The sequence below is a fragment of the Kordia antarctica genome, assembly GCF_009901525.1.
Lineage (GTDB): Bacteria > Bacteroidota > Bacteroidia > Flavobacteriales > Flavobacteriaceae > Kordia > Kordia antarctica.
Genome location: NZ_CP019288.1, coordinates 4437207 through 4454193 on the forward strand (window position 1 = coordinate 4437207; position 16987 = coordinate 4454193).

General features: G+C 33.9%; 14 protein-coding genes. 12 read left to right on the plus strand and 2 right to left on the minus strand.

Going from position 1 to position 16987, the window contains the following annotated elements:
* The first annotated feature begins 8 nt into the window (after positions 1–8).
* The 12 genes from IMCC3317_RS18565 (at position 9) to IMCC3317_RS18620 (ending at position 14750) form a co-directional block, all read left to right on the plus strand.
* Positions 9–677 carry a bifunctional 4-hydroxy-2-oxoglutarate aldolase/2-dehydro-3-deoxy-phosphogluconate aldolase gene (locus IMCC3317_RS18565; protein WP_160130979.1) on the plus strand — a complete coding sequence of 223 codons (669 nt, stop codon included), beginning with the start codon at positions 9–11 and terminating at the stop codon, positions 675–677.
* Positions 674–1204, plus strand: coding sequence for a LacI family DNA-binding transcriptional regulator (locus IMCC3317_RS18570; RefSeq protein ID WP_160130980.1), 531 nt, complete (start codon positions 674–676; stop codon positions 1202–1204). The genes IMCC3317_RS18565 and IMCC3317_RS18570 overlap by 4 nt, the downstream gene beginning before the upstream one ends.
* Positions 1205–1569: 365 nt before the next feature.
* On the plus strand, positions 1570–2109 hold the full coding sequence (locus tag IMCC3317_RS18575; RefSeq protein ID WP_160130981.1) for a cysteine dioxygenase: 540 nt from the start codon (positions 1570–1572) through the stop codon (positions 2107–2109).
* A 22-nt stretch (positions 2110–2131) separates the two neighbouring features.
* Positions 2132–3514, plus strand: a complete 1383-nt coding sequence (locus IMCC3317_RS18580; protein ID WP_160130982.1) for a pyridoxal phosphate-dependent decarboxylase family protein — start codon at positions 2132–2134, stop codon at positions 3512–3514.
* A gap of 249 nt (positions 3515–3763) precedes the next feature.
* Positions 3764–3940 (plus strand): hypothetical protein, encoded by a 177-nt coding sequence (locus tag IMCC3317_RS18585; RefSeq protein WP_160130983.1) that lies wholly within the window; start codon positions 3764–3766, stop codon positions 3938–3940.
* A 624-nt stretch (positions 3941–4564) separates the two neighbouring features.
* The gene (locus tag IMCC3317_RS18590; RefSeq protein ID WP_160130984.1) at positions 4565–5881 is read left to right on the plus strand and encodes an aspartate aminotransferase family protein; all 1317 of its coding nucleotides are present in this window, start codon (positions 4565–4567) and stop codon (positions 5879–5881) included.
* The gene (locus tag IMCC3317_RS18595) at positions 5878–6819 is read left to right on the plus strand and encodes a carbon-nitrogen hydrolase family protein (RefSeq protein WP_160130985.1); all 942 of its coding nucleotides are present in this window, start codon (positions 5878–5880) and stop codon (positions 6817–6819) included. The genes IMCC3317_RS18590 and IMCC3317_RS18595 overlap by 4 nt, the downstream gene beginning before the upstream one ends.
* 13 nt (positions 6820–6832) lie before the next feature.
* Positions 6833–7234: a VOC family protein gene (locus tag IMCC3317_RS18600; RefSeq protein WP_160130986.1), complete on the plus strand. Its 402-nt coding sequence runs from the start codon at positions 6833–6835 to the stop codon at positions 7232–7234.
* A gap of 234 nt (positions 7235–7468) precedes the next feature.
* The gene (locus IMCC3317_RS18605) at positions 7469–10222 is read left to right on the plus strand and encodes an aminotransferase class I/II-fold pyridoxal phosphate-dependent enzyme (RefSeq protein ID WP_160130987.1); all 2754 of its coding nucleotides are present in this window, start codon (positions 7469–7471) and stop codon (positions 10220–10222) included.
* 26 nt (positions 10223–10248) lie between these two features.
* Positions 10249–11799: a biotin carboxylase gene (locus IMCC3317_RS18610; protein WP_160130988.1), complete on the plus strand. Its 1551-nt coding sequence runs from the start codon at positions 10249–10251 to the stop codon at positions 11797–11799.
* Between the two features lie 376 nt (positions 11800–12175).
* Positions 12176–13366 carry a C45 family autoproteolytic acyltransferase/hydolase gene (locus IMCC3317_RS18615; protein ID WP_160130989.1) on the plus strand — a complete coding sequence of 397 codons (1191 nt, stop codon included), beginning with the start codon at positions 12176–12178 and terminating at the stop codon, positions 13364–13366.
* A 25-nt stretch (positions 13367–13391) separates the two neighbouring features.
* Positions 13392–14750, plus strand: coding sequence for an NAD-dependent succinate-semialdehyde dehydrogenase (locus tag IMCC3317_RS18620; protein WP_160130990.1), 1359 nt, complete (start codon positions 13392–13394; stop codon positions 14748–14750).
* A gap of 101 nt (positions 14751–14851) precedes the next feature.
* Here the strand turns inward: IMCC3317_RS18620 and IMCC3317_RS18625 are convergent, their stop codons facing one another.
* Together IMCC3317_RS18625 and argH are read right to left on the minus strand one after the other, a co-directional pair.
* Positions 14852–15469, minus strand: a complete 618-nt coding sequence (locus IMCC3317_RS18625; protein ID WP_160130991.1) for a MarC family protein — start codon at positions 15467–15469, stop codon at positions 14852–14854.
* A gap of 236 nt (positions 15470–15705) precedes the next feature.
* Positions 15706–16980: an argininosuccinate lyase gene (gene argH / locus IMCC3317_RS18630; RefSeq protein ID WP_160130992.1), complete on the minus strand. Its 1275-nt coding sequence runs from the start codon at positions 16978–16980 to the stop codon at positions 15706–15708.
* Positions 16981–16987: the final 7 nt, after the last annotated feature.

Genomic DNA, 16987 nt, shown 5'->3' on the forward strand with positions numbered 1-16987 from the left:
ATTTATAAATGGCACAATATTCAAGAATAGAAGTAGCACACGTAATGAAGGAAACAGGATTGGTTCCTCTATTTTTTCACAATGATTTAGAAGTAAGTAAAAAAGTGCTAAAAGCATGTTATAATGGTGGCGCGCGTTTACTAGAATTTACAGCGCGTGGCGATTTTGCACATGAAGTTTTTGGAGAATTAACTAAATATGCCGTTGCCGAATTACCGGGAATGATTATGGGCGTTGGTTCTGTAACTGATGCAGCGTCTGCTTCAAGATTCATGGCTTTAGGAGCTAATTTTATTGTAACACCAGTATTACGAGAAGACATTGCAATTGTTTGTAACCGACGAAAAGTATTATGGTCACCAGGTTGCGGATCGTTAACAGAAATTGCAAGAGCGGAAGAATTAGGTTGCGAAATTGTTAAATTATTCCCTGGTGGAATTTATGGACCCAATTTTATCAAAGCCATCAAAGGGCCACAACCTTGGACAAGCATTATGCCAACAGGCGGCGTTTCTCCAACGAAAGAAAATTTAGAAGCTTGGTTTAATGCTGGCGCAACATGTGTCGGAATGGGTTCAAAATTAATTCAGAAAAAGGAAAACGGCGACTTTGATTTAGAGAAAATTGAATCTTTAACTAGAGAAGCACTTCAGATTATAAAATCACTACGAATATGAATCTTACGCAATCTGCCATTACGTTAAAGGAATTATCGCAACTATCGGGTTTTTCAATTTCTACGGTTTCAAAAGCGTTGAATAACAAATTTGATATCAGTTTAAATACGCGAAAGGCAATTCAGAAAATTGCATTGAAACATGAATATGTTCCTAACAACTATGCGGTTGCATTGCGTAAAAAACAAACAAAAGCCATCGCGATTATTATTCCGCAAGTAAATACTACATTTTACAGTTGTTTTTTGCATAATATAGAAAAAGTCGCATCAAAATTTGGCTATCGCATTGTGTTGTTTCAATCCTTTGAAAAGCGCGAACGCGAGCAGGAATGTTTAAAAATGATCAATGATGGAAGTGTAGATGGCGCAATTGTTTTATCGTCTAATTGCTTAAAAAACGAAACTTCTGGCAGAACAAATCAGTTACCAATTCAGTGCATTCAAATTTCAGACGAACTTCAAAATGAAGCACTTAAAAAAGAATGTGTTTTAAGTTTTAGTAAATTACTAAATCGTATTAAATAATTATAGAGAAAGTAGCTAATGTAGTAAACCAGTTGAGATACTAATTAGTAGCTATAAGTAATTAAAAACCAATAACTAAGATATTTTCTAGTTGTTGGTTTTTTTTGTTCACTGATACTATTGATGAAAGAAAAAATCTTTTATCATATAAAAAAAATAGTAAACTTCATGAATACTTTAAGACAAACGGGAAGTAATTACCACAAAAAATTTCTGAATAATAGCTAAAAATTGGTCAGAAAGTATAAAAATGACTAATTTTGTACTAAGTAGGATTACTTCACAAATGTCCTAAAATAATTTGTTAGATTTAGGGAATGACCTTGGATTTGTGAACAATATCAACAGAAAAAAGGATTAATATTTTGAATTCTAAAGAACAAAACTCTGCAAATCTTCAATCATTAAATGATTTAATCACTGCTCTTTGCGAAGAGGAGAGGACAAATTATGATAATATTATACGTTCTGCGAATTTGCCAAATGGCGATTTTACTGACTATAGCTCATGGTCTGATGAATGTTACGCCCGAAATTGTATTATTGAAAACGAAGAGTTTGAACTGATTCTATTATGTTGGGAAGCAGGACAAAAAACAGCGATTCACGATCATGGTGGAGAAGAATGTTGGGTGAAAATTATTCAAGGTGAATTTAAAGAAACAAGATACGAAAAAGACGAAACTGGTGCGCTAATCAGTACTTCTTCACTAATTTCAAAAGCAAATAATGTTACCTATATGATAGATTTTATGGGCTATCATTGCTTAGAAAATATCTCCAAAAAAAGAAGCATGTCTCTTCATCTATATGCAAAACCAATACGTAATTGCAATGTATTTGATGAAAAATCAAGCCAATTCATAAGTAAGAATTTGTCTTATGATACGTTTCCTTGTGATTAGCAAAAAACTTAAAAAAAAATGAATGTCTGATATAAATAGTGATATTACTTTGTTTAATGAGCTTATTGAAATCTTATTAAAAGAAGAAGAAAATAACCCAGTTGCTGACCGAATTGAAGCAAATAAACTATACGATGCTGTTGATTTATCACTAAATGATTCAGCAATGATGGATGATGAGTTTAAGGTTGCGCTTCAAAACGTTCTGATAGCTACTCCAAAAACGGCAACAAATTTATTTTTTAATCAATTATTTGGTGGAAGACAAAGCAAAGCTGTTTTAGGTGATTTACTTGCCGTAATGCTAAATAACAGCATGTATACATACAAAGTTGCGGGTCCTCAAGTTGGTATTGAGCAGGAAATTATCAGAAAATCTTGCGAGTTAATTGGGTATGGAACGCAAAGTAATGGAACATTTCCAACAGGCGGATCTATGAGTAATTACATGGCGTTGGTTATGGCGCGAGATGCTAAAGATCCTGAGTGTAGATCAAAAGGAATGTCCAAGCCAATGGTCATATACACTTCCAAAGAATCACACTATTCGAATGCAAAAAATACAAGTTTTACAGGAATAGGAAGAAATAATATTCGCCACATAGAAGCCGATTCAAAAGGACGAATGATTCCAGAAAAATTAGAAGCGCAAATCATTGCCGATCTGAATGATGGATATGTGCCAACATATGTGAATGCTACGGCAGGAACAACCGTTTTAGGTGCTTTTGATCCGATAGACAAAATTGCTACGATCACAGAAAAATATGATATTTGGCTACATGTTGATGGCGCATATTGTGGAAGTGTAATTTTTAGCGAACACTATAAACATCTTGTAAAAGGAATGGAAAAATCTAATTCATTCAGTTACAATGCACACAAAATGCTTGGAACGCCTTTAACGTGTTCTATTATATTAGTCAACGATAAAAAACATTTACACAATTCGTTTAGTATTGAAGCCGATTACTTGTATCAAACAGACGGAGATGATTTTAACCTAGGTAAAACTTCGTTTCAATGCGGAAGAAGAAATGATGCCTTGAAGTTTTGGACACTCTGGAAATCTGTTGGAACACTTGGTTTAAAGCAAATTGTTGATCATCAATTTGATTTGGCAGCTACTGCACGCGATTACATCAAAAATAATTCTGATTACACTTTATATAGTTTTGATGACTCAATTTCTATCTGTTTCAATTACAAAAACATTGATCCAACAATACTCTGCACTGCACTATATGAGCATCAAATTACTGTTGTAGGCTTCGGATCTTTCAATGCCGACACTTTCGTGAGATTGGTCACTGTAAATGCAAACAATACCAAACAAGACATACTAAACTTCTTTAAAGTACTTGAAACATTCGTTGAGGAAAACCCAGCTCTTATTGCTAAGTAACTATTGAAAAACTTTAAATCAGTTCAATTATCTAATTACAATTGAAAGTACTAAATTCATCGAAAAATTTGACACTCAAACATTCTCTGAAAATCTAATTTTCCCTTATAAAACAACCAACGTGCTTGTAATGAGTCAAATAAAAGTGTACGAATTGTGACGAATGTTTTACAAAAAATAATCAAATTCATTAATTAATGTAAAATAATCAGTATATTCCTTGATAATTTAACCATAAAAACTAAAATCATGAAAAAATCACTTTTAAATTTGAAAGGCGTTCAAGAATTATCTAAAAATGAGCAAAAAAATATTGCTGGAGGTTGGCATTTAATCCGTAGATGTGGCGGAGATGGTTCATTTATATTCGTTGATGGGAAAAAAGTTTGTTGTTATGTACCATGGAGTGGTTACTATCTTTGCTAACATTTTTTCAATTAAATTTTTATATCAAACCGCTTTAAAACTATTTTAAAGCGGTTTTTTATATAGGATACATTCTCCGTTAATTTAACTTAACGTAAATCCTGTTATGTAAATAAGCGACTAATCAGTTCCTACATGATGTTTTATAGCTAAAATACTTTACTAATTATCAATAAGATGAACAGCTTTTTTATTTTAAATCATATTGCACAACAGATAGATTATACATATATTTACATGAATAATAAGTAAATAATTTTGCTTTCTATAAATTCTCTATATAGCTAAAATAATAATAAAACTGATTTACTTTCAGAAGATTCTATAGCTGCAATTTCTTAAATGACTGCATATCAATATTTAGTAGCGGCTTCGTCATTTGTATGTTGTATGTAGTAAAACTGCAAACCCTTAAAAATTACTTCATTTAACAGTTCTAAACTACATGTTTTTTAATGAATTTTTTTTGTTCAAATTCTGAATCATCGCTAGTATTTATATTTTTTATTAATTCAAAATAATAATAAGTGACCTCATAATAATTTTTGTGTCTTAGTAGTTGTCGTTATAATCTATGAAAATGGACTATTTAGACTTTAACAATATCAAAATGGAATTTTTAAAATGATTAAAGAAATAACTAAATCTCAAGAACTCTTCGAAAGAAGAAAAAACGCTGTGGCAAATGGCGTTGGTGTTTTTAATACAGCGACTGTAAAAGAGGCAAAAGGAGCTATCATTATAGATGCTGACGGACGCGAACTTATCGATTTTGCAGGAGGTATTGGAGTAGTGAATGCAGGTCACTGTCCAGAGTCAGTTGTAGCTGCCATACGTGAGCAAGCAGGGAAATATCTACATACCAGTTTTAACGTAGTTACGTATGAACCTTACATAGCTTTATGTGAAGAACTTGCAGAAATTTTACCTCATGGTGAAAAAACAAAAGTCATGTTGGTTAGTACGGGTGCTGAAGCTGTAGAAAATGCTATAAAAATAGCGCGTCAAGCAACAAAAAGACCCGCAATACTTTGCTTTACAGGAGCGTATCATGGTCGTTCCTTAATGGCTATGACGTTAACTAGCAAAATTAGCTATAAGTATGATTGTGGACCATTTGCGCCTGAAGTATATCGTCTTCCTTTTCCGAATTTTTATAGATATCACGGAAAACGAACTATGGATGAATTTGTGGAAGACGAACTCAAACGACTTCATGAAAGTGCGCTGAATCTTGTAGATGTAAAAAGCGTAGCTGCCGTAATTTTAGAACCTATTCAAGGTGAAGGCGGATTTAATGCCATTCCTAAAAAGTACCTAGAAGGATTGCGAGATTTTTGCGACTTGCATGGTATTGTCTTAATAATGGATGAAGTGCAAAGTGGATTCTGTCGTACAGGACATTGGGCAAGTTGGCAGCATTACGGTGTACAACCCGATATTAGTACGTACGCCAAATCTATGGGTTCTGGATTACCTATTGGCGCAGTCATTGGGAAAGCAGAAATAATGGATGCTGCAGCTATTGGTTCCATTGGTGGAACTTACATTGGAAGTCCTATATGCTGTGTTGCTGCATCTGCTACCATTAAATACATGAAAGAAATTGATTTGAATGAAAAAGCAGTCAAAGTTGGTCAAGTCATTATGGCTAGATTGCAAAAATTAATGAAACAACATTCGATAATCGGTGATGTAAGAGGTGTTGGAGCAATGATAGCCATTGAGTTTGTTAATAACGGAGATCCAACACAGCCCAATTCCGAAATATGCCCTCAAATAGTAAGAGGTTGTGCCGATAATGGTTTAGTAGTAATAAGTGCAGGAACTTATAAAAATGTACTACGAATTTTATCACCTTTAGTAATTACAGACGAACAATTAGAAAAAGGGTTATTCATTTTGGAAACCGAAATTAAGAAAGCAATACACAATATATGAAACCATTCGCAATAGCAGGAATACAAATGAAAGTATCAGCTGTCGTTTCTAACGTAGAAATGATGAAGTTGAAAATTGATATTACCATGAATCTTTATCCGTGGACACAAATGATTGTGTTTAGTGAATTATGTGCTTTCGGACCGCTAACACATGCAGCACAAGCAATACCTAATAACTTTGAAGCAGAAATGCGAGCAAAAGCGAAAGAATATGGAATATGGTTACTACCTGGTTCTATATTTGAGAAAAGTGAAGGTAAAATTTATAATACCGCAACAGTTATCAATCCAAAAGGGAAGATTATAAAAAGATATCGCAAAATGTTCCCATTCTATCCGTACGAAACAGGAATAACACCTGGGAATGAATATTGTGTATTTGATGTGCCAAAAGTAGGAAGATTTGGTATTTCTATTTGTTATGATATGTGGTTTCCAGAAACGATTCGTACCTTAACCACTATGGGAGCAGAAGTTATTTTGCATCCAACGATGACAGGAACTATTGATCGCGAGATTGAATTATCGATCGTTAGAGCAATGGCTTCTGTAAATCAATGTTATTTCTTTGATGTCAATGGATTGGATACAGGAGGTTGTGGTCGTTCTATTGTTTGTGGACCAGATGGTCGTGTACTACATCAATCTGAAGGAACGGAAGAAATTATTCCATTAGAGTTAAATATTGATCGTGTAAAAAGAAGTCGCGAACTAGGTATTTTACGCTTAGGACAACCGCTAAAAAGTTTCCGTGACCATATTAAGAGCGGTAAATTTGCAATTTATCAACCCAATATACCAACACCTTACTTAGATTCTTTAGGGCCGTTGATAAAGCCAACACGATTAGATAAACTAGCCGAATTAAAAATTAAGGAAACTACGTTAGAAAAGCAAACTGCTCCAATTCACTATAAAGGAGATACAATTAAATAAAAAATAAAAACAAATGGGTGATCTAAGATCAGGCAAAAAAGCAGAAAAAATAAAAAATTATATAAGTTGGTTTGAAATACCTGCAATAGACTTTAAGGAAGCAGTTAACTTCTATCAATATATTTTTGGAATTACCATGCAACAGAATATTACAGCTTCTAATGCAATGGCATATTTCCCTACAACCACAGGTATTGGCGGTGCTGTTGTGGCTGGTTCAGGGTATGTGCCTAGTGATTCTGGTTCCTTGATTTATTTGAATGGTGGTGTGAATCTAAGTTTAGTTCTTGATAAAGTAGAGCCAGCTGGAGGACGTATCATTATGCCAAAAACATTAATATCTGAAGAAGCTGGATACTTCGCTGTCTTTATTGATTCTCAAGGAAATAAACTAGCATTACATTCTAAAAATTAAAAACCATATCAAAAAAATAATGTTCAAGTTCATACTAGGTTTCCTTCTCTTTTTTCTTTTCCAAAAAGGAACGGGCACGTTTACCTTTGCTTATGAATTTTGTTGACTTCTGCTAGTTTAAAATTTATACCATTTATTGTTTTAACTTACTGTAAAAGAGAATAACTAATGGTATTACTTAATAAATTAATTTCATCCTCATTTTATTTAATAAGATGAACTATAAGAACATCAATGACAAAAAACCAAGGAATATTAAACACCAAATTAAAAAGCTCACCTTATTATAACATTGGTCAGTTACGAGTAGACTACTGGAATAAATTGAAAATTGAAAGTTCAGAGTTAGCGCGTTGTAATAAAGGTTCAGCAAATGAAAAAGCACACAAGGAATCAGTAAAAAATTTGATCAAGGACTTAAAAGGAGTCGAATGTTATTTTGCTTCGCCAGGAATTGGGCGTATGCTAAAATTAGAAAATTCACTTTCTAATCATGAACATACTTCGTTATCAAATCTAATAGCTGAAACTACCAAAGATTTAGTAGGTGATAGTTACAGAAGCAATCCTGATTATATAGATTATGATGAGCATAGTATTGAATCTGTCGAAGAACATGAACAACAGAACAGTGTTCGGAAAAATCATTTTGAGGTATTATTTATAGATGACATTTCTGAAAAAGAAGAAAGTAGTTTAAAACGTAGCCTTATGTCATTACGGGCAGCGAATGACAAATTTACGTATGGAGTCGTTGTACAACGATCTTTTCAAGATGCGCTGATTGCCTTGCACTTTAATCACAATATCCAAGCAGTTGTAGTACGATATGCGCCGCCGTATCGTTCTAAAGAAATTTCACCGCTCATAAAACCATACATTCAACCTGTTACAAACCTTAATTTTTCTTCAAAATCTGAAACTGATCTTGGGCCATTAATAGGAGAACTAATTGATCGATTCAGACCAGAATTAGATGCCTATTATGTAACTGACACATCACTTGGACATTTAAAAGACAGTACGATCAAGCGTTTCAAGCGTATCTTTTATCAAACAGAAGACATACTAGAACTCCATCTAACAATTCTTCAAGGTATTGAGGAACGATTTGAAACTCCTTTCTTTTCTGCTTTAGTCGAATACAGCAAAAAGCCAACTGGTGTTTTTCACGCGATGCCAATATCAAGAGGAAATTCGGTTTTCAAATCGAGATGGATTAACGACTTTGGCGATTTCTATGGTAGAAACATGTTTTTGGCAGAAACATCTGCAACAACTGGTGGTTTAGATTCTTTATTACAACCAACTGGGCCACTTAAAAAGGCGCAAGAAATGGCGAGAGATGCCTACGGTTCGCAATACACTTATTTTGTGACCAATGGAACTTCAACAGCAAACAAAATTGTGATGCAGGCACTTGTTGAGCCCGGAAACGTAGTGCTTATTGATAGAGATTGTCATAAATCGCACCATTACGGATTGGTTTTAGTAGGCGCTTATCCAGTATATTTAGATTCATATCCAATAGAAAAATATTCAATGTATGGAGCTGTGCCTTTAGGACAAATTAAAGGTAGATTATTACAATTAAAAGAAGCAGGCAGACTGGATAAAGTGAAAATGTTATTGCTTACCAACTGTACGTTTGACGGAATGGTGTATAATGTGGAGCGCGTTATGGAAGAAGTCTTAGCTATAAAACCAGACATGATATTTTTATGGGATGAAGCTTGGTTTGCCTTTGCAGGATTTGCAAATAATTACAAACAACGTACGGGAATGTATGTTGCTAAAAAACTCTACGAAAAATACAATAGTAGTGGCTACAGAAAAAAATATGCTGAATACACAAAAGGGTTAAAAGAGGATGAAACTTCTTTACTACCAGATCCTGATAAAGTACGTATACGAGTATACGCCACACAAAGTACGCATAAAACACTGAGTAGTTTCAGACAAGGTTCTATGATCCATATTTGGGATCAGGATTTTCGTAGAAAAAGTGAAACCACATTTTTAGAAGCGTACATGACACATACGTCTACATCGCCAAATTATCAAATGTTAGCTTCATTAGATGTTGGAAGGCGTCAAGTTCAACTAGAAGGGTTTGAGTTGGTAGAAAAAAGTATTGAAATGGCAATGGTTTTTCGTGCAAAAGTGAATAACAATCCGCAATTGAGTAAGTACTTTGATATATTAACGGTACATGATTTTATTCCAAACAAATACCGACAAACTGGACTGAAAGAATATTATACCAAACATGAAGGTTGGAATCTTATGGATGATGCTTGGGAACAAGACGAGTTTGTACTCGATCCAACAAAAATAACCTTACATATTGGTAAAACTGGTGTTGATGGTGATACGTTTAAGAACAAATACTTGATGGATAAATTCAATATCCAAATCAATAAAACATCTAGAAATACGGTATTATTCTTAACGAATATAGGAACCACCAAAGGAAGTATTACGTACTTAACCAACGCACTATTAAAAATTGCAGATGAACTGGATGAAGAGTTTAAGTCATTAAGTGCTAAGGAAATGGAAATTAGGCAAAACCGAATTCATTCCTTAACAAAAGAAGTGCCTCCACTACCAGATTTCAGCTACTTTCATCACTCATTTCAAGCGGTTCCTGGAGTTCCAGGAGGCGATTTGCGTGCCGCTTATTTCTTGGCATACAAAGAAGAAAACTATGAGTACATTCCATTAAACGATTGTTTAGATGCGATGCAAAATGATAAAGTTTTAGTAGCTTCTACTTTCGTAATTCCATATCCTCCAGGATTTCCAGTGCTAGTTCCTGGTCAAGTAGTAAGTGAAGAAATCATCAATTTCATGACTGCGTTAGATGTGAGTGAAATTCACGGATATCGTGCCGATTTAGGATTGAGAATCTTCAAAGAAAGCGTATTAAACAGGCATAAAACAGCAACGTCTTTTGGCGGAATGAATATCAAAAATAATAATTAACCATTAATTAAAACAAAATAAATAGTATGGCTACTAAAAAAACAACACCAACTAAAAAAGCTGCGTCAGCTAAAAAGGCAGTACCAACTAAAAAAAGAACAACAGCAAAAAAAAGTAAAACTGTTGAGGTACTTGACGGCGTTCCAGATATAAGACGTTTCTTTTACAAAAATGAAATTCCATTATACTTTATCAGTGCGACTAATTTTAATATGTTAGGAACAGATGAATGGATTAAAGGATTCAAATTTATCTGTAACATCGAATGTTTTGACGGACAACACCCAAATGTTTTTTCTCCAAAAGAAGAAATTCCTCATGACGATTTTACGTGTATCGAAGACATCAATAACTACTTATTACAACATCCAGAAGTACAGGATTACTTAAAAACAAGAAGTACTGGCAAAAAAGCAGGGAAAGCAATGTTTCTAATGTTCAATGAAGAAACCGAAAAGCTTGCTAAAAAATTGGGCTTAGAAATAATGTTCCCAAGTGCAAAAATGAGAACTTTTCTAGATAACAAGGTCAATACCAATCGTATTGCGGAAAGAGCAGGAGTTCCATGTGTGCCTTATGTGCTTTCTCGTGTAAAAGACTATGCTCATTTATGTGAAGTTTCAAAAGTATTAGGAAAAGATCTTGTGATACAAACACCTTTTGGAGATTCTGGTCACACCACGTTTTTCATCACGAATGAAGAAGAATTCAAAAAACATGAAGAAGAGATTATAAAAGAGAAGGAAGTAAAAATCATGAAACGGATCAACTGTAAAGGTTCTGCAATTGAAGCGTGCGTTACAAGACATGGAACTCTTGTGGCACCTTTAATGACAGAATTGGTTGGTTTTAAAGAAATGACACCATACAAAGGTGGTTGGTGTGGTAATGAAATCTATCCAGATGCATTTAGTCCACAATTAAGAAAGAAAGCAGCAAAGTACACGCAATTATTTGGAAATCAACTAAGAGAAGAAGGATACAAAGGATATTTTGAATTAGATTTTCTGATAGATCAAGACAATGGCGAAATCTATTTAGGTGAATTAAATCCACGAGTTACAGGCGCAAGTTCAATTACAAATCACGCCGTTTTCGCTTTGGCAGATGCACCACTTTCTATATTCCACATTATGGAATGGATGGATGTTGACTACAAACTAAATGTAAACGCAATAAACAGACGTTGGGCAAAACAAGCAAACATTGATAGTTGGAGTCAACTAATCATAAAGCACACAGAAGATACTGTTGAATATATCTCTGAAGCTCCAAAATCAGGAATCTACAAAATGTTTGATAACGGACACATTCAATTTGACCGTTTAGATACGCACAGAAGAGCTGTGGAAACGGAACAAGAAGCGTTCTTTTTACACATTTCTAAAAAAGGAGATTACTTATATGAAGGTGCAGACATCGGAATTTTAGTATCAAGAGGTCGTATGATGACGGATGATTTCAAACTAAACGATCGCGCTAAGCAATGGATAAAAGTTATCCGAAGTAAATACGTATCTCAAATGGTAGAAGACAAAAGAGTACCAGTTGGACTTACAGGTAGCTTAACAAAATAAAATAATTGAGTTATACACTTAAGTAATTGTATAAAGTTATAATTATCAGACACTTAATTTTGCTTAATGCCATTTAAAGGATAATCTTTATAAGAGTTTAGCTTTTTAAGCATGGAATATGCAGTTAACCATTTGATTATCAATAAAGAACTAAGTGTATAACTCAATAAAATAAATAGTATTTGCTCATAAATAGTATTCAAATTAGGCTGTCTAAAAAGTCAAAATTTCGTCAAACCGAACCTTTAGACTGTCGCTCAAGACAGGCTTGATTCGGTTTCTCATCATCATTGAAAATCAGTGTAATGAGATTCTGAATCAAGTTCAGAATGACGCTTTTAAAACTTTTAAGACAGCTTTAAAATTAAAAAAAACAATGCAATTAAATTTTAAGACGGTTTCAGAACCTACAATAGCAGGAGCCAAATGGAAAGGATTATTTGATACCTATTGGGCAGGATACAAAACGTGGTTTTTGTCAAAAGACACGGTAAATACACCAGATTTAAAGACTTCACAAGATGCGCTAAAAAAATACATGCCTAAAATGTGGTCAACGTATGAGCATCTGTGTGCACTAACCAATGCTGATCCAGTTAAAGCTCGTTTTCTAACAGGATTTCAGCCGCCAGCATACATAAGTGCTTGTGCGCAAGCAATTATAAAAGCAGATGAAATTCAACTAGTTCGCAATTATGATTATCATCCAGACTTACTCGAAGGCACAATACTGCTCAGTAAATGGAATGATCAGAAAGTTATGGGAACTTCCGATTGTCTCATTGGAATTGTAGATGGTATGAACGATTCAGGACTTTGTGTTTCTCTAACTTTTGGTGGCAGAAAAGAAGTTGGTTACGGATTCGGGATTCCTTTCATTCTAAGATATGTGTTAGAATTTTGCAAAACCACAGCTCAGGCAGTAAAGGAATTAAAAAAAATTCCGTCGCATATGTCATATAACGTGACTGTGGTTGACAAAAAGGGAGCTTCCAAAACAGTAATGTTAGCTCCTGACAAAAAACCATTAGTTACAAATGATGCGTTCGCTACAAATCATCAAGGTGAAATAGATTGGCCTGAAAATGCGCAGTTCAATCAAACAATAAAGCGTTACAACTTCATTAAAAATTACTTAAAATCGAAAAATATCAGTGCTAATGAATTAGCGAAAGCTTTCTTACATTATCCTTTATATAACACAAAATTTACAGAAGGGTTTGGAACGTTATATACCTCAGTGTATCAGCCAGAAAAGTTAATCATGAAAGTTCTTTGGCCCAATGTAGCCATAGAAAGAAGTTTTGATGATTTTGCTGAAGAAAATATCCTGATTAACTACAGCACTATTAGTCAGCCAGTGATTTCTGAGAATGCGTGGGAACCAGTTACAGCAGAAACCCCAGATTACAGATGGCAAGATGCAGTTGTAGATTCGCTAGTGAAGAGTATGGCCGAACAGAAGACAAAAAAGAAACAAAAAGAGCTTCGGGATCGTTTAATGCCTGGAGGCGAAATAGCTTGGGAAGTATTAGTAGATTACTGGAACGAGCCTGTCAAATATTAATTTGGTGTATTTAATTGTATAAACTATGGAATTCAAAAGTATCAATCCTTACAATGGTGAGGAAGTTGGGTCGTATACTGCGCTGTCTGAAGATGAATTAAATGAAAAGCTAAACAGAAGCCAAATTGCTTTTAAATCTTGGAAAAACGTTTCCATTACTGAACGTTGTCAGCTTATAAAAAAAGCAGGTCAAGTATTGCGTGATAATGTAGAAGAATATGCCAAAATGATTACACTGGAAATGGGGAAACCTATTTCAGAATCTCGCGGGGAAGTGAATAAATGTGCTTTGGTTTGTGATTATTATGCCGATAACGCGAAATCTTTTTTAGCTGATGAAATCATCGAAACAGATGCATCACTTAGCTTTGTAAAACACGATCCAATAGGAACTGTTTTAGCAATAATGCCCTGGAATTTTCCTTTTTGGCAAGTATTTAGATACGCAGCGCCAACATTAATTGCGGGAAATACAGGTTTATTAAAACACGCACCTAATGTATTTGGTAGTGCCAAATTAATAGAAGAAGTATTTACAAAAGCTGGTGTACCAAAAGATGTTTTTCAAAACCTAATTGTTCACCACGACCAAACAGAGAACATAATTTCGCATGATGCTGTACGAGCAGTTACGCTAACAGGAAGTGAAAGAGCAGGTTCGGCTGTTGCCGAAATTGCAGGGAAACATATCAAAAAAACACTGTTGGAACTTGGTGGAAATAATGCTTTTATTGTTTGGGAAGATGCAGATATTGACAGTGCTGTAAAAACGGCTATCACTGCGCGCATGCTAAACTGTGGGCAAAGTTGTATTGCAGCCAAACGTTTTATCTTACTAGAAGCTATATATGATGAATTCGTCACAAAATTCACCAAAGCGGTACGTGATTTAACATCAGGAGATCCTTTAGATGAAACTACAAAAGTTGGTCCATTGGCACGTAAAGATTTAGCAGATGAACTCAACAAACAAGTTAAAAAATCTATAAAATTAGGTGCTGAATTACTCCTTGGCGGAAATCAAAAAGACTGTTACCACGAACCTACAATTCTTGGGAATGTAACACCTGGAATGCCAGCTTTTGATGAAGAAACTTTTGGTCCGGTAGCGGCTATGATAAAAGCAAAAGATATTGAACACGCTTTTGCACTTTCAGAACAATCCAAATACGGACTTGGTGTTACGGTCTGCACAAAAAATATAGAAAAGGCTATTGAGTATGCTGATAAAGTTAGTGATGGCGCTTATTTTATTAACGAATTGGTAAAATCGGATCCGAGATTGCCTTTCGGCGGAACAAAAAAATCAGGTTACGGACGTGAATTGTCAAAAGATGGTATTCTTGAATTTGTCAATAGAAAAACGGTCTACGTGAAAAAATAAATAGAAGTGTTTTTCAATAACCAATGAAGACATAAAAACCGCTTTAAAAATAGTTTTAAAGCGGTTTTTTTAGTGTCACATTTGTAACAGTTATATAGACATTAAATCAAACCAAAGGAAATTTTAACTCCTTGAATAATCATACCTGTACCAATAATAGCTATAATAAGTCCCATTATTTTTCCTATTACAGAAATTACGTTATTACCAACTATTCTTACAATGAGATCACTCAATCTAAAAGTGAAATAAGTCAATAAACTCATAAATCCAAATATAAGAATTACTAAAATTATATGTATCGTTTCAACATTGGACACAAAATTCATTGCGGTAACAATAGTTCCTGGTCCTGCTAAAATTGGAATTGCCAATGGTGATACCGCAATATTTTCATCAACATTTACATTATCAATACTTTTTACACTAGATGTTTTTGACTGTAACATATCAAAACCGATGAAAAAGATTAAGATACCTCCTGTAATTTTAAATGCAGGAATACTGATATTAAATAATTCGAAAATATATTTACCTATAAGTACAAAAATGGCAACAATGATAAAAGCTATTATGTTAGCTCGTTTGTTGATGTCTTCTTTTGTTTTTTTATCAGCACCTTGTGTTAAGGATACAAAAACGGTCATATTTGATATTGGATTGGTTATTGCAAAAAACGCCGTAAATACGGTAATTGAAAATGTAATTAAGTTATCCATTTGTATTAAAATTTAAATCTTGAAAAATCAGGCAAAATTACTTCTTTATTTCCAAAATAATTTTAATTTTTTGGAATATTTTATTAGATGATTTAATATAATAAATACGGAAACTAATTTTTACTAATCACAGCATTCAAAGTTAATAAAACAAAAAACTCAAGATTAAGTTCAATCCTGAGTTTTAAAACTTACAAAGTTTATGAGGTAGTGCCGTAAATTCAAATCAATAACAATTACGTTGGAAACTTAGCTCTAATAGCATCCAAACACAAATTATGAATACTACCAACATGCGTATGTTTTTTAGACATATCTGGTTTATAAGTTCCATCTTGGATTTCACCACCAATTTTTTGATACGCATCTCTAAAAGAAACGCCATCTACTACTAAATTATTAATGCTATCCACGGTAAAAAGGTATTGATATTTTTCATTTGTTAGATCAATGTCTTTCACGCGAACTTGCTGAATGGAATGATTAAATATTGCCAAAATATCTTTTACGTCTTCAAATGCCGCGATTATATTTTCTTTTAACAATTGAAAATCACGATGATAACCACTTGGTAAATTATTTGTAATCAAAATCATCTCAGTTTGCAAAGCTTGAATCTTATTACATTTACCTCGAATCAATTCAAAAACATCAGGATTCTTCTTATGTGGCATAATGCTACTTCCCGTAGTTAATTCATCGGGAAAAGTAATAAAATCAAAATTCTGACTCATATACAAGCAAATATCCATGGCAAATCGTGACAACGTATTACACAAACTTCCCAAAGCTGCGGAAATAGTTCGTTCACTTTTTCCACGACTCATTTGTGCAGCAACTACATTATACTTTAGGGTGCTAAAGCCTAATTCTTGTGTTGTAAAATTTCTATCAATAGGAAATGAACTTCCATATCCAGCGGCTGAACCGAGCGGATTTTGATCTACAGTTTTCAATGCGGCATTCAATACATATACGTCATCAATTAGCAATTCGGCATACGCCGAAAACCACAATCCGAAAGAAGAAGGCATCGCGACTTGCAAGTGTGTATAACCAGGTAATAACGCTTCTTTATGCGTTTCTGCGAGTGCTAAAAGTGTGTCAAAAAAAGTTTTTGTATCAGCAATAATCAATTGTAAATTTTCTTTATAAAATAACTGTAATGCTACCAAAACTTGATCATTTCGAGAGCGCGCTGTATGAATCTTTTTTCCAACATCGCCGTACTTTTTAGTAAGTTCAAACTCAATTTTAGAATGTGAATCTTCAAATTGCGATTCTATCACAAAAGTTCCGTTGGTTACTTGCAATTGAAGTTCCTCTAAACCTTCTAACAATTGTTGGAGTTCTTCCGAAGAAATAATACGAATCTTTTCCAACATTTTTGCATGCGCTACTGAAGCTTGAATATCATATTTCGCAATATGAATATCAATTTCCCGATCGTTTCCAACCGTAAATGCTTCTATTTTCTTATCAATACTAATTCCTTTATCCCAGAGTTTCATAAATTTT

Bases quoted from the DNA above. Each gene is read 5' to 3' on its own strand.
- IMCC3317_RS18605 (WP_160130987.1), top strand. From the start codon at position 7,469: ATGACAAAAAACCAAGGAATATTAAACACCAAATTAAAAAGCTCACCT.
- IMCC3317_RS18565 (WP_160130979.1), top strand. From the start codon at position 9: ATGGCACAATATTCAAGAATAGAAGTAGCACACGTAATGAAGGAAACA.
- IMCC3317_RS18610 (WP_160130988.1), top strand. From the start codon at position 10,249: ATGGCTACTAAAAAAACAACACCAACTAAAAAAGCTGCGTCAGCTAAA.
- IMCC3317_RS18595 (WP_160130985.1), top strand. From the start codon at position 5,878: ATGAAACCATTCGCAATAGCAGGAATACAAATGAAAGTATCAGCTGTC.
- IMCC3317_RS18580 (WP_160130982.1), top strand. From the start codon at position 2,132: ATGTCTGATATAAATAGTGATATTACTTTGTTTAATGAGCTTATTGAA.
- argH (WP_160130992.1), bottom strand. From the start codon at position 16,980: ATGAAACTCTGGGATAAAGGAATTAGTATTGATAAGAAAATAGAAGCA.
- IMCC3317_RS18620 (WP_160130990.1), top strand. From the start codon at position 13,392: ATGGAATTCAAAAGTATCAATCCTTACAATGGTGAGGAAGTTGGGTCG.
- IMCC3317_RS18570 (WP_160130980.1), top strand. From the start codon at position 674: ATGAATCTTACGCAATCTGCCATTACGTTAAAGGAATTATCGCAACTA.
- IMCC3317_RS18600 (WP_160130986.1), top strand. From the start codon at position 6,833: ATGGGTGATCTAAGATCAGGCAAAAAAGCAGAAAAAATAAAAAATTAT.
- IMCC3317_RS18615 (WP_160130989.1), top strand. From the start codon at position 12,176: ATGCAATTAAATTTTAAGACGGTTTCAGAACCTACAATAGCAGGAGCC.
- IMCC3317_RS18625 (WP_160130991.1), bottom strand. From the start codon at position 15,469: ATGGATAACTTAATTACATTTTCAATTACCGTATTTACGGCGTTTTTT.
- IMCC3317_RS18585 (WP_160130983.1), top strand. From the start codon at position 3,764: ATGAAAAAATCACTTTTAAATTTGAAAGGCGTTCAAGAATTATCTAAA.
- IMCC3317_RS18590 (WP_160130984.1), top strand. From the start codon at position 4,565: ATGATTAAAGAAATAACTAAATCTCAAGAACTCTTCGAAAGAAGAAAA.